Here is a 20,456-nt window from a genome sequence, read left to right as displayed (position 1 = left end):
TTTAGAAAGTTTGTAAAAAAATTAAAAGCAAATTATAGGAGGAATTGAGAATGGCTCAAGTTACAGCTCAATTAGTAAAACAATTACGCGACATGACTGGCGTAGGTATGATGGATGCTAAAAAAGCATTAGTTAAAGTTGAAGGAGATATTGACAAAGCGGTTGACTACTTACGTGAAGCTGGTTTAGCAAAAGCTGCTAAAAAAGCAGACCGTATCGCTGCAGAAGGTATCACTAATGTATTAGTTGAAGGAAACCGCGCAGTTATCTTAGAAGTAAATGCTGAAACTGACTTCGTTGCTAAAAACGACAAATTCCAAGCATTAGTTAAAGAAATCTCAGAAGCAATCTTAAAAGCAAACCCATCAACATTAGAAGAAGCACTTGAAGTTGAAACTCCAAACGGTAAAGTTTCTGACGTTATTGCAGAAGCTACTACAGTTATCGGTGAAAAAATTACTTTACGTCGTTTCGAAATCGTTGAAAAATCTGATGCAGATGCTTTTGGTGCATACTTACACATGGGCGGACGTATCGGTGTGTTAACAGTTGTTGAAGGTTCTACAGACGATTCAGCAGCTAAAGATGTTTCAATGCACATCGCTGCAATCAACCCTAAATATATTGACCGTTCACAAGTTTCTGAAGAAGAATTAGAACACGAAAAGAAAGTTCTTACTGAACAAGCATTAAACGAAGGTAAACCAGCTAACATCGTTGAAAAAATGATCGCTGGACGTTTAAACAAATTCTTAGCTGAAATCAGCTTAAACGACCAACCATTCGTTAAAGATCCAGATCAAACTGTATCTAAATTCGTTGCTTCTAAAGGCGGAAAAGTTAAATTATTCCACCGTTACGAAGTTGGTGAAGGTTTAGAAAAACGTGTTGATAACTTTGTAGAAGAAGTTATGGGACAAGTTAAAAAATAATCACTGTTCATGTGAGGGAATATGGTAGATAGCTACCCGCTATTCCCTTTTTTTATAAAGATTAAGGAGATAAAGCAATGGTTGAACCAAAATACAAACGTGTTGTTTTAAAATTAAGTGGTGAGGCATTAGCAGGGCAAGCAGGCTTTGGTATTAACCCACCAACGATTAAAGAAGTTGTTAAAGAGCTAAAAGAGGTTCATGATTTAGGTGTTGAAATTGCCATTGTTGTCGGCGGTGGTAACATTTGGCGCGGAATTACTGGTGAAGAAGTTGGTATGGAACGCGCTCAAGCAGACTACATGGGAATGTTAGCAACAGTTATGAATGCATTAGCACTTCAAGACGCTTTAGAAAACGTAGGAGTTCCAACTCGTGTTCAAACTTCTATTGATATGCGTCAAATCGCTGAACCTTATATCCGTCGTAGAGCGGTCCGTCACTTAGAAAAAGAACGTGTTGTGATCTTTGCGGGTGGTACAGGGAACCCTTACTTCTCAACAGATACAGCCGCTGCTTTACGTGCTGCTGAAATCGAAGCAGACGCAATCTTAATGGCGAAAAACAATGTGGATGGCGTTTATAGTGCCGACCCACGTGTAGACGTTAATGCGAAGAAATATAATGAATTAACACACTTAGATGTTATCCAAAAAGGCTTAAAAGTAATGGACACAACTGCAAGCTCACTTTCTATGGATAATGATATTCCTTTAGTGGTTTTTAATTTAAACGAACCAGGAAATATTAGACGCGTTGTATTAGGGGAGAACATTGGTACAACAGTTAGGGGGAAATAGGTAATGTCAACTAGCGAAATTTTAGCTCATACGAAAGAACGTATGAAAAAATCTGAAGATGCGCTTCAACGTGAATTAGGCTCAATCCGTGCTGGACGTGCAAACGCAAGTCTTTTAGACCGTCTAGAAGTGGAATACTACGGAGCATTAACTCCTGTAAACCAATTAGCTTCTATTACAGTTCCAGAAGCACGTATGCTTTTAATTACACCTTATGACAAATCTTCATTAAACGACATCGAACGTGCGATTTTAATGAGCGATATCGGAATCACTCCAACAAGTGATGGTTCAGTAATCCGCTTAATTATCCCACAATTAACAGAAGAACGTCGTAAAGAATTAGCTAAACAAGTAGGTAAAGAAGCTGAGAGTGCAAAAGTAAGCGTACGTAATATTCGTCGTGATGCAATTGACCAAGCGAAAAAAGCTGAAAAAGCTAAAGAAATTACTGAAGATGAATTACACACACTTGAAAAAGACATCCAAAAAGTTACGGATGACAGTGTTAAAAACATCGACAAATTAGCAGCAAACAAAGAAAAAGAACTTTTAGAAGTTTAATTTGAATAGAAAAGGGGCTCTTGCCTCTTTTTTATTTATTAGGGAGGAACAAAATGACCCAAAAACAATGGAAAATGATTAGTACAATTGTTTCGATTATAATTGTGGTTGTATTTGCTCTTTACAAGGCTTTTGGAGAGCAAAAGGCAACGAACAAATCCAATACTCATTCTTCATCTAAAACGTCTCAAAATGCTTCTAATTCCTCATTTACGGGAACGAATTTTGATTACTTCGAGAGTATGAAAAAATATCCATTTAAATATGTATACGGAGCAGATGGAGATACATTCCATCTTAGCTACGAAGGAAAAGAATTTAAAGTACGCTTACTTATTGTAGATGCCCCAGAAACAGCAAAAGAGGGTAAAGAAGCACAACCATTTGCAGATGAAGCAAAGAAACGTACAGAAGAACTATTGAAAAACGCGAAGAAAATCGAAGGAAGTTTCGATGTTGGTGATCATGCGGATAAGTATGATCGTGCATTAATGTATGTGTATGTCGATGGAAAGTTACTTCAAGATATTTTAATTGAAGAAGGACTTGCCAGAGTTGGGTATGCGTACGAACCAAATACAAGTTTATTGAAACAATTTCAAGAAATTGAAAAGAAAGCAAAAAAACAAAGGAAAAATATTTGGGAAAAAGATGGTTACGTGACAAACAAAGGCTTTGATACCAGCGTTTATAAGTAATCTGTCTAAACTATATATTGTGTTTTAAAATGAAAATGCATTTTCATAAGAACTATATATTGTATTTTGATTCAAAATGATGTATGATATCTTCTGTCAGAAAAAATAAAAAGGGGAGAAGTAATATGTCAAATCGCAATATTATTCTTTATTCAAAACCAAATTGCATGCAATGCAATTTTACAAAACAATTTTTCGAAAATAACAACGTGGAATTCACAGTAAAAGATGTTTTCGAGTCAGAAGAAGCTTTAGCAGAAGTGAAGGAATTAGGCTTCCAATCATTACCTGTTATCGTAGCTGATGGCGTAGAACCATTCTTCGGATTCCGTCCTGATCTTTTAGAAAAATTAGTGGGATAATTTTAACTATAAAAGAAATGCACACTTTTAGTAGGAAACTGCTAAAAGTGTTTTTTTATTTCAATTTTTAAAGCGCTTTTTCCAGATTTCATGATATACTAGAGAAGACTTAAAAAGGAGGACGCATCAATGGGATTTAATGCTGTTATTTCAAAGAAATCCGTTAATAAATCAAAGAAGATTGCCGAACGTTTTGCGCAGTGGCTTAAACAAGATGAAGCACATCAGGTTTACTACATTGTTCCTGATCACATTAAGTTTACTGCCGAAATGGAGATGATTCGACAAGTCGGAGAGTTATTAACGGATTCATCTTCTCGTAGCTACGCTTCAACAAGACTACAAGTATACAGTTTCAAACGTTTATTATGGTATTTGCTAAGAAATGAAGCTATTACTGAGAAAACATCGATTTCAAAAGTCGGAATTACCATGCTATTGAAATCAATTCTAGAGGAACATTCAGAGGATTTTGTTCTCTTTAAAAATGAAGCTCGTCATAAAGGTTTTCTTGAACAATTAAGCAAGGTAATGAATGAATTTCAATCTGGAGGAATTGAAGTTGAGGATTTCTCTAGCTTTTTTGAAGCGTCCACTCCTTCAGAAAACGAGCAACGATTAAAAGAATTTGGGATTATTTATCGTTACTATATAGAAGCACTAAAAGAAGATTTCGTTCATCAAGAAGAAAGCTATGCGCAATTATGCAGCGTAATTGCTACTAAGGAGTTGTCCAATACCTTTATTGCAATCGATGAAATGGTGACATTAACGAAGGCTGAAATGGAAGTGATTGAAGCCTTAGTAGGAAGTGGGGCAACCGTTGAATTCCATGCAACATTAACGACATATGGAGTCCATACCGCTAAAAACGAAGCAGGTGATTCATTATTTACTTCAAACAGACTCCTCTTAGAAAGACTCTCAAGATGGGTGAATAGAGGAGAGGACTTAGCTCGCATCATCGAATGGGAAGAGAACAATTCACTTTTTGATGATGAATTTAAAGAGGTTGAAAAGTCCTGGCTTGAAACGAATGGTGGGCTTCCAAAAGTGAAGAGAACTTCTAAAGAAAAGCTACCATTACAAAAGATTACGTTTACTAAATACACAGATGAAAGAGAAGAGTATCAAGAGACATTTGCCCAAATTAAGAGAATGGTCCAAGAGGGCAAAGTCCGTTATAAAGATATCCAAATTTTAGGACGTAATTTAGAAGGAAACCATCTATTCTTGGAATCTCTTTTGAAACAATATGATATTCCTGGTTTTATCGATTTATCCGACTCAATGGAGCATCATCCAATTATTCAAGTTCTGGATGCACTCTATAATATTTGGCAATACGATTGGCGTTATGCCGATATTATGAGTCTTCTTCGTAGCGAATATGTCTTGTGGCATAAAGACGATGAAACGCCTCTTAAGGACCAATTACAAGCCTTTAGACAGCAATTAGATGAAACGGAAACAGTTATTCTTGCTAATGGTTACGAAGGTTATCAATGGACCAATGGAAAACCTTGGGCCTATGTGGAAGATTCTATTGACGAAGATTCTACAGTTGAAGTGACAGATAAAAATACGCAAATTCTTTTAAAAGCGCAAGAACTTCGAGATGAATTAACAAGTGTATTACTACCTGCATTTAAGAAATTAGAACAAGCAGCCACAACGACTGAAGCAGTTACTGTACTGTATCAATTATTGACGACTCTAGGATTAGATCAATCGGTCATTTACTGGAGAGATGTTGCTGCTGAAGAAGGAGACGTCGAAACAGCAAGACGTCAAGAACAAGTGTGGTCTGAATTTATCCGTTTACTAGATGAATATATCTATATTTTCGGAGATAAATCCTTTGATTGGGAAACCTTTATGATGTTACTTCATACAGGATTTGAACAAACACACTATAATTTAGCCCCATCTACATTAGATGAATTAACCATTACAGGAATGGATTCTGTTCGTTATTCACCTAAGAAAATTACTTTTGCAGTCGGACTCACGCAAGGTGTAATGCCACGAAATATTGATGAGACAGGGTTATTAACGGACGATGAACGTGAGCTATTCTCAAATCAACTAGATAGTGGACGTTTCCTAGCGCCTACAACAGGACAACTGCAATCCGTTGAACCATTTGTGTTCTATCAGTTACTCATGAGCGCAACAGAGCATCTTTATCTATCTTGTGCTGTTTCAAAAGATGGTAAGGAACAACTCGTTTCGAATTTTGTTCAACGATTACTAAAACAGTTTGAAATTAAAGAAATCGATGGATCGTTTAACCGACAAAACCGTTTAGAACATGGGGATTTCGTCGTTCCGTTTGAACTCTTTACAACGCTTCTATTGAAGATGAGAGAGAACAAGTTCAAAGAAAAAGATGAGATTGATTTCTTATGGAAATTAATTCCACATTTACTAAAAGCAGACGCTGCATTCAGCGCTGACTATCATGCGTTACTGGCATCTGTATTCAGATTAAATGTAGCAAGTAAATTACCACTTTCTCTTGCGCAAGAGCTTTATGGAAATCAATTGAATTTATCAACGTCTCAAATTGAAACTTACTATAAGGATCCATTTAGTCATTTCTTACAATACGGATTAAGACTGAAAGAACGCCAAGAATTCGAGCTTTCTCCAGCCAATACAGGAGAATACTTCCATGAATTCTTCGATCAGTTTATTAAAGAATTGAATGCTCTTGGATTATCTTTAAGAGACTTAACGGTAGAGCAAAAGTTGGCTATTGAAAAAGAAATCTTCAATCGAATGAAAGAGAACCCGAAATTTGCGATTTTAGGCTCTTCTAGACGTTTAAACTTCGTCCAAGGATTGTTACACCAAACTCTAATGCAAACGACAAATGCGCTTCAAAAACAAGCCTTAGCGCTAGAGACAAAACCTTGGATGACCGAAGTGGTATTCGGGACTTCTGGAAACTATCCAATTCACATTCCAATTGGTAAAAATCAGTCTATTCATTTACGTGGGAAAATTGACCGTATCGACTTACTACAGTCAGATAACGGAATTTATAACGGGATTATTGACTATAAATCTTCTGAACAAAAATTCGAGATTGCAAAACTTATTGCAGGAGTTCAAATCCAACTGTTAACGTATTTGAAAGTATCTGAAGAAATTATTCGCAGTGAAACAGGTACGGTTCCAACGCCTCTAGAAGCAAGTTATATCCATGTGCATAATCCAAAATTCAGCATTAAAGAAGTGCCAACGGAAGATAAGTTTATCCAAGAATGGACTAAAGCCTTTAAACATCGTGGTTTAGTAAACTCTGATGAGATTGCTAGACTTAATCCGGAACTTGTTGAGACAAGTAAATCAAACGTATTAAATGTCGCTTTGAAAAAAGATGGTGGCATCAGTGCTACTTATAAAAATGGCGTTTATACCACAGAAGAATTGAAGTTATTCAAAGATTTCGTATGGGAAAAGATTCAAGAAGCAGGTAAAGGTATCCTATCTGGGGATATCACACTAGCTCCATACGAGGACTTTAAACAATATGCAGATTCTGTATCTGGTAAATTTAGTAGTATTGCCCAGTTCGATGCTACAAACCCAGAAAATAGATATCGTACTCTTCCTAAATTTGAAAAAGAAGAGGGGATTGCATTTATTCAAGAGGAATTACAAGAGAAGAAAGGAGAGACAGAAGAATGATTCCAGAGAAACCAAAAGGATTACAAGCGACACCTGATCAATGGAAGGCAATAGCTACTCGTGGGAACAATCTTCTTGTTTCTGCCTCAGCTGGTTCGGGGAAAACAAAAGTGCTTGTAGAACGTATTTTGATGCATATTCAAGAGGGAATCGATATTAATGAATTGCTAGTTGTGACATTCACGGAGCTTGCAGCAAAGGAAATGAAGGAGCGTCTTCGCACTAAATTAGAAGAAGCAATTGAAAAATCAACGGATGAAGTTCTTCAACAACGTTTTGCGAAACAATTGCAACTAATTCCGTCTGCTATGATTTCAACGATTCATAGTTTCTGTATGAAAGTAATTCGTCGTTATTTCTACTTAGCGGGTATTGATCCAGTATTCACGATGATGGATGAAATCGAAGGGCAACTATTGCAAGAAAAAGTCTGGAGAACTCTAGAAGAGGAGCTTCTTGAGCAACCTGAATACGAAGAAGTTTTTGCAACGTTCTCAAACGACCGTTCGGACGACGGCATCACCAATACTGTCTATCGCCTATATCAATATTCACGTTCTAAAAGAGAACCTAAAACATGGTTATCCAATTTAACAGAGAATTATGCAGTTGGAAGCGATTATGCTTCAACACCTTTCGTTAAAACGTACGTAAAACCAGCATTAATCGAAGAGTTAAGTTACCTTGTTACTCAATATGATCAACTTCTTAAAGAAATCGAACTTCTTGGAGCACCTAAGCATCAAGCTGTTTTAGAAGATGATTTAGATTTTGTAAAAGCCGTCCTTGTACATATACAAGAAGAATCTTACGTTTTTGCGTATCAAACATTGGCAGATAGAAAATTTAAGAACTGGTCCACAGCCAAAGTGGATGAATCGATAAAAGAAAGTCTCGATGAGATTAAAGCGATTCGTGAAGGCTTAAAAAAAGATTTCCAAAAAATCAAAGAGGATTACTTTTCGATTTCTCCGGAAGTTCAACTGCAACAAATGACAAAAGTAAATCGAATTTTAGCGAAACTTTCTGATATTGCAGTGATGTTTTATGACCGATTCCAAGATGAAAAACATCAATTAAATAAGCTTGATTTCTCGGATTTAGAACATGATACTTTGAGAATTTTGACAAAATTAGATTCAAATGGTCAAAAGATTGCTTCAGAATATTATCAAAATCACTTTAAAGAAGTCATGGTCGATGAGTATCAAGACGTTAACCGTGTCCAAGAAGCGATTTTAGAGCTCGTAAGTAAGTCAGATAACCGTTTTATGGTAGGGGACGTAAAACAATCCATCTACGGCTTCCGACTTGCAGATCCATCTCTATTCCGCGAAAAATACGAAGCGTATGCCGAAGGGAAGAGTGGAGAGAGAATCGTCCTAGCGGAGAATTTCCGTTCTAGAGATGAAGTTCTTTCTTTTACGAATAAAGTATTCCAACAAATTATGAATAAAGAGTTGGGACAAGTGGAATATGACGATGTCGCTGCGCTTAAAACAGGGAATCTTTCATATTCTCAAGATGACGATAAATCCAGTGAAATTATTTTAATTGAAGATGTGGATTTAGATGAAAAGTCGGATGATTTAGACGATGCTGAAGGATTTGAAAAAGTAGAAAATGAGATTCATTATGTAGCGCAACGCATTCAAGAGATGATAAAGACACCTTTTGAAGTGATGAATGATAAGGCAGATGCAAAACGACCAGTAACTTATGGAGACTTTGCTATTCTTTCTTCAACAAAGAGTAACAATGATAAGATTGAATCAATTTTTGCTGCTTACGGAATTCCAGTAAATGTTCAAAAGGCGCAATCATACTTTAAACGTACAGAGATTACGACAATGGTTTCTTTACTAAAAGTGATTGATAATCCATTGCAAGATATTCCGTTAGTAGCAGTGTTGCGTTCAGGACTTGTAGGTTTAGACGAAATCGCTTTGGCACACATTCGTAAAACATCGAAAAATACAAGTTATTATGATGCTGTTTGCCAGTTTGTTTCTGATTTTAAACTCCAAGAAATCGATTATTACGATTCTAAGCAACAATTAGTGCTTAAAGAGCGTCTAGAAGGCTTTTTAACACTATTAAATAAATGGAGAGACAGCGCAAATAACGAATCAATTTCTCAGCTAATCTGGGAGATTTATATGGATACTCATTACTTGGAATACGTTCATGGACAATCCAATGGTGCGCAAAGAGCTGTAAACTTGCATGCTTTATATGAACATGCGCATCAATATGAATCAAGTAGTTTTAAAGGTGTTCGTAACTTTATCCGCTTTATTGAAGCTCTTCAAAAGAAAGAAAAAGATTTAGATGAAGCACCGATTGTAACGGATTCAAATGCTGTTCAAGTGATGACGATTCACGCAAGTAAAGGGTTGGAATTCCCAGTCGTATTCTTAATCGATACGAATCGTAAATTCAATATGCAGGACTTAAAAGCATCTATCTTGTGCTCAGATGAAATCGGTGTAGGTACAAATTACTTTGACTTAAATACTCGTATTACGTATCCAACTGTACAAGCTGTAGCCACAAGAAACTTCGAGAAAAAGAAATTGTTATCCGAAGAAATGCGTAAATTGTATGTAGCGATGACACGTGCCCGTGAAAAGCTAATTATTGTAGGTACGCTTAAAAACTACGAGTCATTTAAGAAGAAATATGCCTTTTTAACAAATGAATCTAGCGAAATTTTACCTTATCAAGCACGTTTCAAGAGCGGTACATTCCTTAACTGGATGCTACTGAGTGCTATTCGTGAACAATACAAGATTATTCCTGAAATTGTTGCAAAACCGGATATCGTATCTAAGAGTCAGCAATATATTCACGAAATCAGTGGTAAAGAAGTCTTCCAAGAAGATTGGCACGAATATTACAGTGAAGTTGATTCTCCACGTGAATTGAAGTCTCGAGTACAACAAATGCTCCAAACAATTCAGCAAGAGTATCAATTTGAAGCCGAAAGCAAAACAACGAGCTATCAAAGTGTGTCTGAATTGAAACGGGTGCTTGAAGATCCAATTATCGAAGAATTAGCGCAAAACAGCTTGATAGAAGAGGGGAGAAGAGCCATTTACCTCTCTCCTACATTAGAGAAACCTCGCTTTATGGAAACTGCTTCAGCATCGGTTTCTGGCGCACAAAGAGGTAGTGCTCTTCACTTGTTAATGCAGAAGGTTGACTTCACAAGTGACATTACATTAGATTCTTTAGAACAATTACTTCGAAGTTTAGTGGAATCCAATGAAATTACACCAGAAGTTGCTACAAAAGTTCCAGTGACACAAGCATATGAATTCTTCCAATCAATATTTGGTCAATGGATTGTGCAAAGTTCACATGCGTTAGTACGTGAACAAGCATTCTCATATGTACTAGAAGCTAGTGAATTCTTTAAATCGATTCAGACAGATGATTTAATGATGATTCACGGGATTATCGATGGATATGTTGAATTAGATGATGAAATTGTCGTGTTTGACTATAAGACGGATTATGTCGTGGATTCTACAGAAGGAATTCAAAGCATCGTACGGAAATATAAAGATCAATTAAATATATACGCCGATGCATTAAGTATTAGTTGTAACAAAAAAGTTACAAGAAAAGTTCTATGTTTATTATCCATTAATAAGAATATAGATATTGATACATTAAAAGCTATATAAATGATGATGCGCTCAGTGTTATTTATAAACGCTGGGCGTATTCATTTATGATAGAGGATATAGAAACTTTTTGATACATAACTTAGTATAATATATATTATGTAAACCTATATATGTATTTGAAATAGTATAAAGAAACATCATTGCATTTTAAAGCCCCTCAACGTATACTTATTAAAGTAATTAATTAATAAGGATGGTCTCACATGCAATATAATCAAGACAGCAAGTTTTGGCATTTCGCTACATTAGTTGCTGATTTTATTTTATTAAATCTTTTATTTATCGTTCTATGTATACCTATTATAACTATTGGTCCTGCATTTGCTGCATTAATGCATACGACACTTAAACTTTCTGAGGATGAAAATCGCACACTCGTTAAGCCGTTTTGGAATGAATTTAAACGTGATATTACTAAAAAGATGCTTCTATGGATCGTATATTTAGTTCTAATTGCTGCTATGGTTTATATGGCTCAATTTTACTGGAATTTTGCTAATAATAATGCTGATTTATTTAGAATCATTGGTTTTATGTTATTTGTGTTATCAGCGTTTATTTTAATCGTAACTATTGTAGCTTCAATTATTGGTCTTGCTATGACGACTCAGTATTTTAGCCCAATAAAACGTCTCGTTAAAAACAGTTACTTATTAATCATCGTAATGCCAGTTCAAGCATTTATTATGGCAGCTGTTTTAGTAGTTGCAAGCTTATTCTTTATCTATCAAACGGTTCCTGTATTGTCATTCTTCTTAGTGATTGGCTTTGCAGCTATTGCATATAGTTTTGCACCGTTAATTCGTGAAATTTTCACAAAGGTGAAATAATTAATTTTATAAACGAAAACGACCTACAGAGATGCTCTGTAAGTCGTTTTTTTGTTATTTAATAGATTTATTAACCACGTGCTAAACGTGTACGAATCTTAGTAGATACAAACTCAATGAATAAAACTAGAATGATTAATCCACATAGAATTGCCCCTACTTCATTCCATTTATAAGCACTCATGGCAAACATTAATGGTGAACCGATACCACCGGCACCAACCATCCCTAGAACAGTCGCATCTCTTAAGTTCATATCAAAACGATAGATCACTGTTGAGATAAATGAAGGGATTAACTGCGGTAAGATCCCGAAACGAATCTTTTGATATAAATTACATCCGCTAGCATCTAGTGACTCTAAAATCTTGTAATCTAAATCTTCGATGGCTTCGATATAAAGTTTAGAAATCATCCCGATTGATGCTACAGACATTGTTAATAACCCTGTGAAGGCACCTGGACCTGTTACACGAATAAACATCAATCCATAAATTAATGTTGGTACCGTACGAATCGCCATGATTACTGTACGGAAAACAAGCGCTACAGGTTTTGGAACGATATTCGTAGCTGATAAGAAAGCAAATGGGATTGCTAAAATTGACCCAACTAATGTTCCTAGAAAAGCAATACAGATTGTTTCTAATAAAAGATAAGCGACACCTTTATTCGACATATCGAATAACAAAGTTGTATCTGGTGAAAAAATCCCTTTAATAATATTTTTCGAGATTTCTGCCCCGTTTTCAGGAATTTTACTTAATTCGATTGTTGTTCCAGACCAAGCAACAAGTGTTACAAGGATTAAAACAACAATTAATTTTACGATCCAAGTACGAGGGGCTTTTTGATATTGATTTAATACTGCTTCATTCATAGTTGTCCCCTCCTACGCTAATTTAGTACGTAAATAATAACTAATACTTTCGATAATAACTACAGTGAAGAATAAAATCACTAAAATCATACCAACATTGCTATATTCACGCCATCCTAAGTTTTCGTTTAAGATAATCCCGATACCACCGGCACCAACATACCCAAGAATTGAAGCGTAACGAACGTTCCCTTCAAAACAGTATAAAGAAGATGCGATGTATCCTGGTAAAATTTGAGGAATAATAGCATTAGAGAATGCTTTTCCTTTAGTTGCTCCTAGTGCTTCTGCAGCTTCGAAAGCGCCCATATCTACCGTTTCAATTTGTTCATACAGTTGTTTACCGCAATAAGCAAACGTATATGTCGCAATCGCAAATGTACCAGCAATTGTACCTAATCCGAAGATATAAGTCGCAATTAAGGCTGTTACTAAAGTTGGCAATGTACGGACCACACTTAAGAATAAACGGCTTAAACTAATGATAATTTTGTTTTTAACAATATTACTTGAAGCAATGATTGCAAATGGAATTACGAGAATTGAACCTAGTAATGATCCAAGTAATGACATCTTAATTGTATCAATTAATGGATCCCAGATAGAGCTTGAATATTCCAAATTTGGTGGGAACATTTTACCGATGATAACGAAGAATTGGCCTCCACGAGTCATCAATGTTTTTAAGTTAAATCCAGTAATCTTACCTGCAAAATACATCGCAATTAATAGTAAGATAGTAATTAAAATCACTTTAGAGCGTGGTTCTTTAACAGTTGTCCCGTTTTCTAATGTATATTCTTTCGGTGCGAAGAGTTCTTTAAGCTTCATTTAACTCCTCCGCCTTTCCTTTATAAATTAGATCCAAGACTTCTGGTGTTACATCTGAACTAGGACCATCATATACGATTTCCCCGTCTCTAATACCGAGGATACGATCTGCGTATTCAAGTGCTAATTCAACGTGGTGAATGTTTAAAAGGATTGAGATATTCATATCCTTGTTAATGCGTTTAAAGTCTTCCATAACGCGTTTTGCTGTCACAGGGTCAAGTGCTGCTACTGGTTCGTCAGCAAGAATAATTTCTGGATTTTGAGCCAATGTACGAGCTAAGGCCACACGCTGTTGTTGACCACCTGATAATTGGTCTGCACGAATAAATGCTTTATCTACAATGCCAACTTTATCTAATGCTTCTAATGCATGTAATTTCTCTTGTTTTGTATAAATGCCGAATAATGAACGGAAGAACGGAATATCTGGAACGATAGATGTCAATACGTTTTTAATAACGGTTGTTCTTGTTACTAAGTTGAATGATTGGAAGATCATCCCTACCTTATTTCTACGGAATTTACGTAGAGATTTCCCTTTTAATTTCGTAACATCGATTCCATCAACTGTTAATTTCCCTTCGCTAATATCTAGCATACGGTTAATCGTACGAATTAATGTTGATTTACCTGCACCAGAAAGCCCGATAATCGATACGAATTCTCCTTGTTCAATTTCTAAATTAATATTTTTAAGACCTTTAACCCCGTTTGGATAAGTCTTAGATACGTTCTCAAATTTAATCATTTTATTGCCTCTCTCTCAAAAAAGGGTCAGGAGAAATATCCTAACCCTCATTTGATATTCATTACAAATTAATTAGTTACCTGATTTTAGTTTTTTAAGTAATTTTTGTGCTTCACGTTCTTTATCGTAGTCGCTAGCGTTAGCTTTCTTATAGCCTTTATGAGAGTAAATCTTGATGATTTCTTTACCTTCATCTGTCTTAGCGATATTCATCATTGCGTTTGAAAATGCTTCTTTAAATGCATCGTCTACGATTGGAGAAGCTTTACTTACTGAAATTGTGTCATTATAAATATCTGGAGTAACACCGATAACGTTTGTTTCTTTGAAGATGTCTTCTGAACGGCCGTAATCGCTAGTCCATTTCTTAGCGTAGTCATTACGAACGTCAGCATAACCAACCATGATATCAATTTGTCCTGATGCTAAACGAGCTGCAGAACTTGCGTATGAATCAGATTGTACAACGTTTTGTAAGTCAGAAATACCTTTACCGTATTTATCTTGTAACCATAATGTTGGATAGATATAACCTGAAGAAGATGAAGTTCCTAATACTCCCCATTTAGCAGAGTTTAAATCGTCCCAAGTTAATTCTTGACCGCTGTTGATTTTCGCTGCTAATTCTTTCCCTTTCTCAGTAGGACCAGCAATGATTAAACCTTTATATGAAGTGGCTTGCTCTTTTCCACGTTCTGTTGCTTTTCCATCATTCCAGTCTTTAGGATTAGAAGAATCTTTTAATAAGTTATCACGAGTAGCTGTTAATAATACGTCAACTTCTTTGTCGTATAAAACATAAGTACCACCAGGTAAGAAACCTACATCCGCACTACCAGATGCTAATGCTTCCCCTACTGCGTCAAAACTTGTTCCGACAGTGATGTCCACGTTTTTAACATCGTAGCCTTCTTTAGCTAACTCTTTTTTCAATAATTCTTTTAATGGTTCTGTTGTTGTAACAATTGTTTCAGGGTCACGTGAAGGAACAAAAGCAACTTTTAAAGTATCGATTGTTTTTGAACCACTTTGAGTTTGAGATGATTCAGAACCTGAATTACTTGAGCACCCCGCTAAAAGCGCCAATGATGATAAACCAATTGCTAATTTAGACCAAAAAGACTTTTTCATAAAAAAATATCCTCCTAAGATACGGTTATATAGTTAGAAATTAAGATATTCTTAACCCCTTTTATAATATTACAAGACATACACGAAAATTACAACCCATAACAACAGAAATATGAGTATTTTCATGCATTTTACATATTTCAAATACCGCAAAAATAATGTAAGCGCGTGAAATACGAACTATAAAACGCGAATGTTCGGTATTTAAGACCAAAAAAGAAACCTCCCTAATGTAGGAAGGTTTCAATCTTATTATTTATTTGTAAAATGAGATCTTAAGAATTGATTGGCAAACTTGATGTCTTCTAACCAGTTTTCTTGACCTACGTACCAGAATTCACCTGTGAAACGATTTACTCCGATAGATAAGAATGTATCTACCATACGTTTGAAATCGATTTGTCCAGTACCAAATGGAATTTCACGGTAATGTCCGGGAATTGTTTCTTTTAGGTGAGCAGCAACAATGTGCCCTCTTCCTAATTCAATATCTTCGTAGACATTTTTTGCACCAGGTTCTAATGATGCGTTCATTAAGTTACCTGAATCTGGATATACTTGTAAGTATGGTGATTTCACTAATTCAACAAAACGCATAGATTTTTCTACAGTATTCATAAATGGAGTTTCCATTGTTTCGAACCCAAGAAGAATTCCTTTTTGAGAAGCCATTTCAGTAGCTTTCTTAAGGTTTTGAATGAAGTAATCTAATGTTACTGCATCTCCTTCTTCGTAGTAAACATCGTATCCAGCTAATTGGATTACACGAACACCTAAATCATCTGCTAATTGAATCGCTTTTTCCATGATTTCTAGACTACGTGCGCGAGTAGCTTCGTCGTGAGATCCAAATGGATATTTACGGTGGCCACTTAAGCACATTGAACGAATCGGAACACCAGTTTCGAACATATCGTTTACTAATTGTTGGCGTTCTTCTTTTGTCCATTCTAGACGACTTAATTTTTCATCAGTTTCATCGATACTGATCTCTAAAAAGTCAAATCCAGTGGCTTTTACTGTTTCTAACTTTTCTCTAAAACTAAGTGTGTTTGGCATTGATTTTTCATACAAACCAAGTTCATAAAACTTTTTATTGTCCATAGTAAGCATTCGCTCCATGTTTTCTTAAATAGTGTTTATCTAAAATTGTTTGTGACATTGGCTTCATATTTGGGTTTAAAGCAAAGTTATGCCATGCCATGTTTGCAACGTATTCTAATACAGTAATGTTGTGTACTGCATCCATTGCATCTTTACCCCATGCAAATGGTCCGTGGTTGAATACTAAAACTCCAGGAATCGCATTTGGATCTTTATCTTTGAAAGTCTCAACGATTACTTTACCTGTTTCTAACTCATAAGCACCTTTAATTTCAGCTTCAGTCATTTCACGAGTGCAAGGGATTGTTCCGTAGAAGTAGTCCCCTTGTGTTGTACCAAATGCTGGAATTTCTTGTCCTTGTTGAGCCATTGTAGTTGCCCATAGAGAGTGAGTGTGCACTACTCCATTTACATCTTTGAAATTACGATAAATTTCTAAGTGAGTATCTAAGTCTGAAGAAGGTTTTAGAGCTCCTTCTACTTTGTTTCCGTCGATATCCACAATTACGATATCATCAGCAGTTAGTTTATCATAGTCAACGCCTGAAGGTTTGATTGCAATAACCCCTGCTTCTCGGTCGTACTCTGAAACGTTACCCCATGTAAAAATAACTAATCCATGTTTTGGTAACTCTAAGTTTGCTTTAAATACACGTTCTTTTAATTGTTCGTATGCCATTGTAGAATCCCTTCTTATAGGCCTAAAGCTTCAGAAATTTTTTCAGTCATTTCTTTTTCAGATAATAAGTTTTGTAAGCCTACAATTTTAGTGTTTGGTAAATCTAATCCATCAAATACTTCTAATAAAGCTGATGAAATAACTACTAAATCATAGTTTTTAGCTGAAGATTTTGCTTCAGAAACTGCACAGTGGTGAACTTCCAAAGGAATATTCAATTTTCTGAACACATTTGTTAATTTCATTTTAATAATTTGGCTTGATCCCATTCCGCTTCCGCATGCTGCTAATACTTTCATATGTTACATCTCCTTATATTGTTAGAGTATCGGATAGAACACTATCCGATACCCCAATTTTACTATATTCTTTTACTGATTTAAATTAGTTTTGCTTAGACTCTAGATATGTTTCATAGTCTTCAGCAATAGTGAAGTAATGTTCTTTGTTTTTGCTGTATTGTAATTGAGGGATTACTAATAAGATTAATAATACGATACCTAAACCAATGTATTGGAAGTTTTGCATTAAGAATCCAAATCCAACCCAGATTGTATCCCAGTCAAAGTTACCATGCCATCCACCGTATGCAGCTAAACCAAATGCACCTGCGGCAATTGCTCCACCTAATACTTGGATCACACCTGATAAGAATGTCAAGATTGAAGCAGCACGTAAACCACCTTTATGGTTAGCGTATACTGCGAATGTAGCGTTGTCGAAGAATACTGGTACGAATCCAGTGATGATTAATACTGGAGATTTGAATACGATTAATCCTAAGATTGCTACGATTTGTCCTAATACCCCGAATAAGAAACCAACTGTTACAGCGTTTGGAGAACCGAATCCGTAAACTGCAGCACAGTCAACCGCTGGCATAGAACCTGGTAATAATTTGTTAGAGATACCTTGGAACGCTTCTGATAACTCAGCAACGAATAAACGAACCCCTAATTGTAAGATTTGAACATAAACAGTGAATGTTAATGCTGTTTGTAAAATGTAGAAGAAGAAGTCGTCTGATGCTTTTAATGTAGTCATTTTGAATTTAGAAGCAGCAACTGTTAATTCTTGTCCATTTACGCCTACTAAGTAGTCTTTACCTAATACTAATAAGATTGCACCGAAGAAAACGATCATTAAGATTGATGTTGCAACGATTGATTCTTTAAAGATTGATAAGAAACCTGGTAATTCAAGATCTTCAATCTTCTTGTCGCTTTTACCTGAGAATTTAGGAGCTAATTTGTCAACTAACCAAACCCCAAACATTTGTTGGTGACCAATTGCAAATCCGCCGCCTTCTGTTAATTCTTGTGTAGCTTCTACTGTTAAGTTTGCAGCTACTGCCCAATATACACCTAATACAATACCTAATAAGATTACAAATTGTAATTGGTTTACGTTATCACCTAAAGCTAAAGCCATTAACCAAGTTGCTGTAGCAGATTGTTGCACCATGATGTGACCAGTGATAAATACTGTACGAACTTTAGTTAATTTACGGAAGATAACTAATACTAAGTTAGTTAAGAACGCAACTAATAATACTTGTACTGTTAAACCTGTTGCATGACCAGCTGATTTTAATGCAGCTTCTGCAGCAGCTTGACCGAAGTATGGGTCAATAACAGCAGCTTGTAATCCGAAACGATCCCCTAAAGCTGCTAAAACTGGACGGAAGTTTGAAACTAATCCACCAGCAGCTACGTTTAAGATCATGTAACCTACAACTGCTTTAATAAAACCTGCTAATGCATCGTACCATTTACGACCTAATAGTAAGTAACCAACTAAAACGATTAAACCAACGAAATATTGTGGTTTAGTAAAAATGTTAGCATAGAAGAATTGCCAAAAACTGAATAAAAATTCCATTATTATTCACCTATTCCTTTTAAAATTTTTTCTAAGTCCTCTTTTGAGCGCGCTTCAACAAACGCATTGATAATTGTTTCATCATCTAATAATGTCACTAACTCTGATAAGTTGTTTAAGTGTTTTTCATTATCAGTTGATGCTAAAACGAAGAATAAATGTGGTTGGTAGTCAGCACCTGGTCCAAAGTCCACAGCTTCTTCAACGTTCATAAATGCTACAGCAGTATCATTTACCCCTTTTCCTTCTTGAGCATGAGGGATACAGATTTCTGGAGCAATTACGATGTAAGGTCCAAATTCATGAACATTACTAATAATGTAACCTGGATATTCAGGTTCAATGATCTTTTGTTCTAATAAAGGTTGGCAAGCTTTTTTAATAGCTTCTTCCCATGATAGAGAACCTTTTTGGAACGAAAAGCGACCATTTTCAATAATCTCTCTTAACATATGTTCCTCCTTGTGTTATTAAGAAATCGTATTCATTATTACGCTTTGGTAAAGCCTAGAGTGGGTTAGCTCTAGGCTCTCCAAATTTATTTAATGACAATATTATAAGAATGATGGGAATGGTACATCATTGTCGATTGAGAATACATCGTCAAATCCACGGTAGAAGTTGAATTCTAATTTATCTTTGTCAGTTGGGTAAGTATATTTACCACCTACTTGCCAAATGAATGGTTTGAATTTGTATTCTAGGCGATCTTTCTTGAATTTCCAGATTTCTGTAATTTCTTTTGGATCTGCTTGGAAGTTAGCCCAAATGTCATAGTGAACTGGGATAACAACTTTAGCGTTTAATGATTCAGCCATACGTAACATATCAACTGAAGTCACTTTGTCAGTGATACCACGAGGGTTTTCACCGTAAGCACCTAAGCACACATCGATTTCATGTTCGTTACCATGTTTAGCAAACATGTTTGAGTAGTGAGAATCTCCTGCGTGATATAAGTTACCACCACTTGTTTTGAATAAGTAGTTAACAGCGATTTCGTCCATATCTTGAGGCATTTTACCTTTAAGAACTTCACCGTCTTTAGCAGTTACTAAAGCTGTACGGTCAAATGCTTCTAAAGCAACGATTTCGATGTCTTTGATTTTAACTGAGTCTCCTGGGTGTACTACGATAGTACGTTCAGCAGGAACTCCCCAACCTAACCAAGTGTTTACTACTTCTTGTGGCCCTACGAATTTAGCTTCTGGACAGTTATTAGCAACTGCAGCAGCTGTGTTAATATCTAAGTGGTCTGAGTGAATGTGTGTTACTACTAAAGCATCAACGTTTTTCACTTCAAATGGATCGATTACGAATGGTTGTGTACGTAAGTTTGGTTGTAAGTTTTGGCAACCACTCATACGTTGCATTTGGTGACCAGTTTTCATTTTTCCGTTGCCGTGGCTACGTTTACCAGTTCCGCACCATAAGTCGCATAAGATGTTAGTGTTTTTTTCTGATTTTAACCAGATACCAGTACATCCTAACCACCACATAGCGAATGTTCCAGGTTTAACTTCTTCACGTTCGATTTCTTCGTTTAACCAAGTTCCCCATTCTGGGAAAGTTGATAAGATCCAAGATTCTTTTGTTACATCTTTGATATTTGCCATTGT

18 protein-coding genes are annotated in these 20,456 nt (G+C 35.8%); 8 read left to right on the top strand and 10 right to left on the bottom strand.

Annotation, left to right across the window (positions count from 1 at the left end; translation table 11 throughout):
* Positions 1 to 50 precede the first annotated feature (50 nt).
* From tsf to ADH02_RS01395, 8 genes are all read left to right on the top strand, one after another.
* Positions 51 to 932 (top strand): translation elongation factor Ts, encoded by an 882-nt coding sequence (gene tsf, locus ADH02_RS01430; protein ID WP_048781982.1) that lies wholly within the window; start codon positions 51 to 53, stop codon positions 930 to 932.
* 77 nt (positions 933 to 1,009) lie between these two features.
* A complete protein-coding gene (gene pyrH, locus ADH02_RS01425) occupies positions 1,010 to 1,732 on the top strand; it encodes a UMP kinase (protein WP_048781980.1) in 723 nt (240 codons plus the stop codon).
* A 3-nt stretch (positions 1,733 to 1,735) separates the two neighbouring features.
* Positions 1,736 to 2,296 carry a ribosome recycling factor gene (frr, locus tag ADH02_RS01420; protein ID WP_048712951.1) on the top strand — a complete coding sequence of 187 codons (561 nt, stop codon included), beginning with the start codon at positions 1,736 to 1,738 and terminating at the stop codon, positions 2,294 to 2,296.
* Between the two features lie 53 nt (positions 2,297 to 2,349).
* Positions 2,350 to 2,994, top strand: coding sequence for a thermonuclease family protein (locus ADH02_RS01415; RefSeq protein ID WP_048781978.1), 645 nt, complete (start codon positions 2,350 to 2,352; stop codon positions 2,992 to 2,994).
* Between the two features lie 125 nt (positions 2,995 to 3,119).
* Positions 3,120 to 3,356 (top strand): glutaredoxin-like protein NrdH, encoded by a 237-nt coding sequence (nrdH, locus tag ADH02_RS01410; RefSeq protein ID WP_039848779.1) that lies wholly within the window; start codon positions 3,120 to 3,122, stop codon positions 3,354 to 3,356.
* A 129-nt stretch (positions 3,357 to 3,485) separates the two neighbouring features.
* On the top strand, positions 3,486 to 7,055 hold the full coding sequence (locus ADH02_RS01405; RefSeq protein WP_048781974.1) for a PD-(D/E)XK nuclease family protein: 3,570 nt from the start codon (positions 3,486 to 3,488) through the stop codon (positions 7,053 to 7,055).
* A complete protein-coding gene (addA, locus tag ADH02_RS01400) occupies positions 7,052 to 10,747 on the top strand; it encodes a helicase-exonuclease AddAB subunit AddA (RefSeq protein WP_048781973.1) in 3,696 nt (1,231 codons plus the stop codon). The genes ADH02_RS01405 and addA overlap by 4 nt, the downstream gene beginning before the upstream one ends.
* Before the next feature lie 206 nt (positions 10,748 to 10,953).
* The gene (locus tag ADH02_RS01395) at positions 10,954 to 11,580 is read left to right on the top strand and encodes a YesL family protein (protein ID WP_048781971.1); all 627 of its coding nucleotides are present in this window, start codon (positions 10,954 to 10,956) and stop codon (positions 11,578 to 11,580) included.
* Positions 11,581 to 11,650: 70 nt separating this feature from the next.
* Here ADH02_RS01395 and phnE (ADH02_RS01390) read toward each other — a convergent pair whose 3' ends face one another.
* The 10 genes from phnE (ADH02_RS01390) to ulaG all read right to left on the bottom strand — a co-directional run bounded on the left by phnE (ADH02_RS01390) (position 11,651) and on the right by ulaG (position 20,453).
* A complete protein-coding gene (gene phnE, locus ADH02_RS01390; protein ID WP_048710922.1) occupies positions 11,651 to 12,460 on the bottom strand; it encodes a phosphonate ABC transporter, permease protein PhnE in 810 nt (269 codons plus the stop codon).
* 12 nt (positions 12,461 to 12,472) lie between these two features.
* Complete coding sequence (phnE, locus tag ADH02_RS01385) at positions 12,473 to 13,291, bottom strand: phosphonate ABC transporter, permease protein PhnE (protein WP_048781970.1); 819 nt, start codon at positions 13,289 to 13,291, stop codon at positions 12,473 to 12,475.
* Positions 13,281 to 14,042: a phosphonate ABC transporter ATP-binding protein gene (gene phnC, locus ADH02_RS01380; protein ID WP_048781969.1), complete on the bottom strand. Its 762-nt coding sequence runs from the start codon at positions 14,040 to 14,042 to the stop codon at positions 13,281 to 13,283. Before phnC ends, phnE (ADH02_RS01385) begins: the two co-directional genes overlap by 11 nt.
* A 72-nt stretch (positions 14,043 to 14,114) precedes the next feature.
* Positions 14,115 to 15,173 carry a phosphate/phosphite/phosphonate ABC transporter substrate-binding protein gene (locus tag ADH02_RS01375; RefSeq protein ID WP_048781968.1) on the bottom strand — a complete coding sequence of 353 codons (1,059 nt, stop codon included), beginning with the start codon at positions 15,171 to 15,173 and terminating at the stop codon, positions 14,115 to 14,117.
* 252 nt (positions 15,174 to 15,425) lie between these two features.
* A complete protein-coding gene (locus ADH02_RS01370) occupies positions 15,426 to 16,277 on the bottom strand; it encodes an L-ribulose-5-phosphate 3-epimerase (protein ID WP_065426996.1) in 852 nt (283 codons plus the stop codon).
* Positions 16,267 to 16,956 carry an L-ribulose-5-phosphate 4-epimerase gene (locus ADH02_RS01365; protein WP_048711881.1) on the bottom strand — a complete coding sequence of 230 codons (690 nt, stop codon included), beginning with the start codon at positions 16,954 to 16,956 and terminating at the stop codon, positions 16,267 to 16,269. The genes ADH02_RS01370 and ADH02_RS01365 overlap by 11 nt, the downstream gene beginning before the upstream one ends.
* 14 nt (positions 16,957 to 16,970) lie before the next feature.
* Positions 16,971 to 17,255: a PTS sugar transporter subunit IIB gene (locus tag ADH02_RS01360; protein WP_005605475.1), complete on the bottom strand. Its 285-nt coding sequence runs from the start codon at positions 17,253 to 17,255 to the stop codon at positions 16,971 to 16,973.
* Between the two features lie 85 nt (positions 17,256 to 17,340).
* Entirely contained in the window at positions 17,341 to 18,840 is a 1,500-nt protein-coding gene (locus tag ADH02_RS01355) for a PTS ascorbate transporter subunit IIC (RefSeq protein ID WP_239681715.1), read from the bottom strand.
* Complete coding sequence (locus tag ADH02_RS01350; RefSeq protein ID WP_048781963.1) at positions 18,840 to 19,289, bottom strand: PTS sugar transporter subunit IIA; 450 nt, start codon at positions 19,287 to 19,289, stop codon at positions 18,840 to 18,842. Before ADH02_RS01350 ends, ADH02_RS01355 begins: the two co-directional genes overlap by 1 nt.
* 102 nt (positions 19,290 to 19,391) lie before the next feature.
* Entirely contained in the window at positions 19,392 to 20,453 is a 1,062-nt protein-coding gene (ulaG, locus tag ADH02_RS01345; protein WP_005605469.1) for an L-ascorbate 6-phosphate lactonase, read from the bottom strand.
* Positions 20,454 to 20,456: the final 3 nt, after the last annotated feature.

Origin of the sequence: Streptococcus sp. 263_SSPC (genome assembly GCF_001071995.1) — a bacterium.
GTDB lineage: Bacteria > Bacillota > Bacilli > Lactobacillales > Aerococcaceae > Granulicatella.
This window is presented reverse-complemented; position numbering and strand designations above follow the sequence as displayed.

What these genes read in the sequence shown, in the direction of transcription:
- tsf (WP_048781982.1), top strand. Translation starts at nt 51, where the DNA reads ATGGCTCAAGTTACAGCTCAATTAGTAAAACAATTACGCGACATGACT.
- pyrH (WP_048781980.1), top strand. Translation starts at nt 1,010, where the DNA reads ATGGTTGAACCAAAATACAAACGTGTTGTTTTAAAATTAAGTGGTGAG.
- frr (WP_048712951.1), top strand. Translation starts at nt 1,736, where the DNA reads ATGTCAACTAGCGAAATTTTAGCTCATACGAAAGAACGTATGAAAAAA.
- ADH02_RS01415 (WP_048781978.1), top strand. Translation starts at nt 2,350, where the DNA reads ATGACCCAAAAACAATGGAAAATGATTAGTACAATTGTTTCGATTATA.
- nrdH (WP_039848779.1), top strand. Translation starts at nt 3,120, where the DNA reads ATGTCAAATCGCAATATTATTCTTTATTCAAAACCAAATTGCATGCAA.
- ADH02_RS01405 (WP_048781974.1), top strand. Translation starts at nt 3,486, where the DNA reads ATGGGATTTAATGCTGTTATTTCAAAGAAATCCGTTAATAAATCAAAG.
- addA (WP_048781973.1), top strand. Translation starts at nt 7,052, where the DNA reads ATGATTCCAGAGAAACCAAAAGGATTACAAGCGACACCTGATCAATGG.
- ADH02_RS01395 (WP_048781971.1), top strand. Translation starts at nt 10,954, where the DNA reads ATGCAATATAATCAAGACAGCAAGTTTTGGCATTTCGCTACATTAGTT.
- phnE (WP_048710922.1), bottom strand. Translation starts at nt 12,460, where the DNA reads ATGAATGAAGCAGTATTAAATCAATATCAAAAAGCCCCTCGTACTTGG.
- phnE (WP_048781970.1), bottom strand. Translation starts at nt 13,291, where the DNA reads ATGAAGCTTAAAGAACTCTTCGCACCGAAAGAATATACATTAGAAAAC.
- phnC (WP_048781969.1), bottom strand. Translation starts at nt 14,042, where the DNA reads ATGATTAAATTTGAGAACGTATCTAAGACTTATCCAAACGGGGTTAAA.
- ADH02_RS01375 (WP_048781968.1), bottom strand. Translation starts at nt 15,173, where the DNA reads ATGAAAAAGTCTTTTTGGTCTAAATTAGCAATTGGTTTATCATCATTG.
- ADH02_RS01370 (WP_065426996.1), bottom strand. Translation starts at nt 16,277, where the DNA reads ATGGACAATAAAAAGTTTTATGAACTTGGTTTGTATGAAAAATCAATG.
- ADH02_RS01365 (WP_048711881.1), bottom strand. Translation starts at nt 16,956, where the DNA reads ATGGCATACGAACAATTAAAAGAACGTGTATTTAAAGCAAACTTAGAG.
- ADH02_RS01360 (WP_005605475.1), bottom strand. Translation starts at nt 17,255, where the DNA reads ATGAAAGTATTAGCAGCATGCGGAAGCGGAATGGGATCAAGCCAAATT.
- ADH02_RS01350 (WP_048781963.1), bottom strand. Translation starts at nt 19,289, where the DNA reads ATGTTAAGAGAGATTATTGAAAATGGTCGCTTTTCGTTCCAAAAAGGT.
- ulaG (WP_005605469.1), bottom strand. Translation starts at nt 20,453, where the DNA reads ATGGCAAATATCAAAGATGTAACAAAAGAATCTTGGATCTTATCAACT.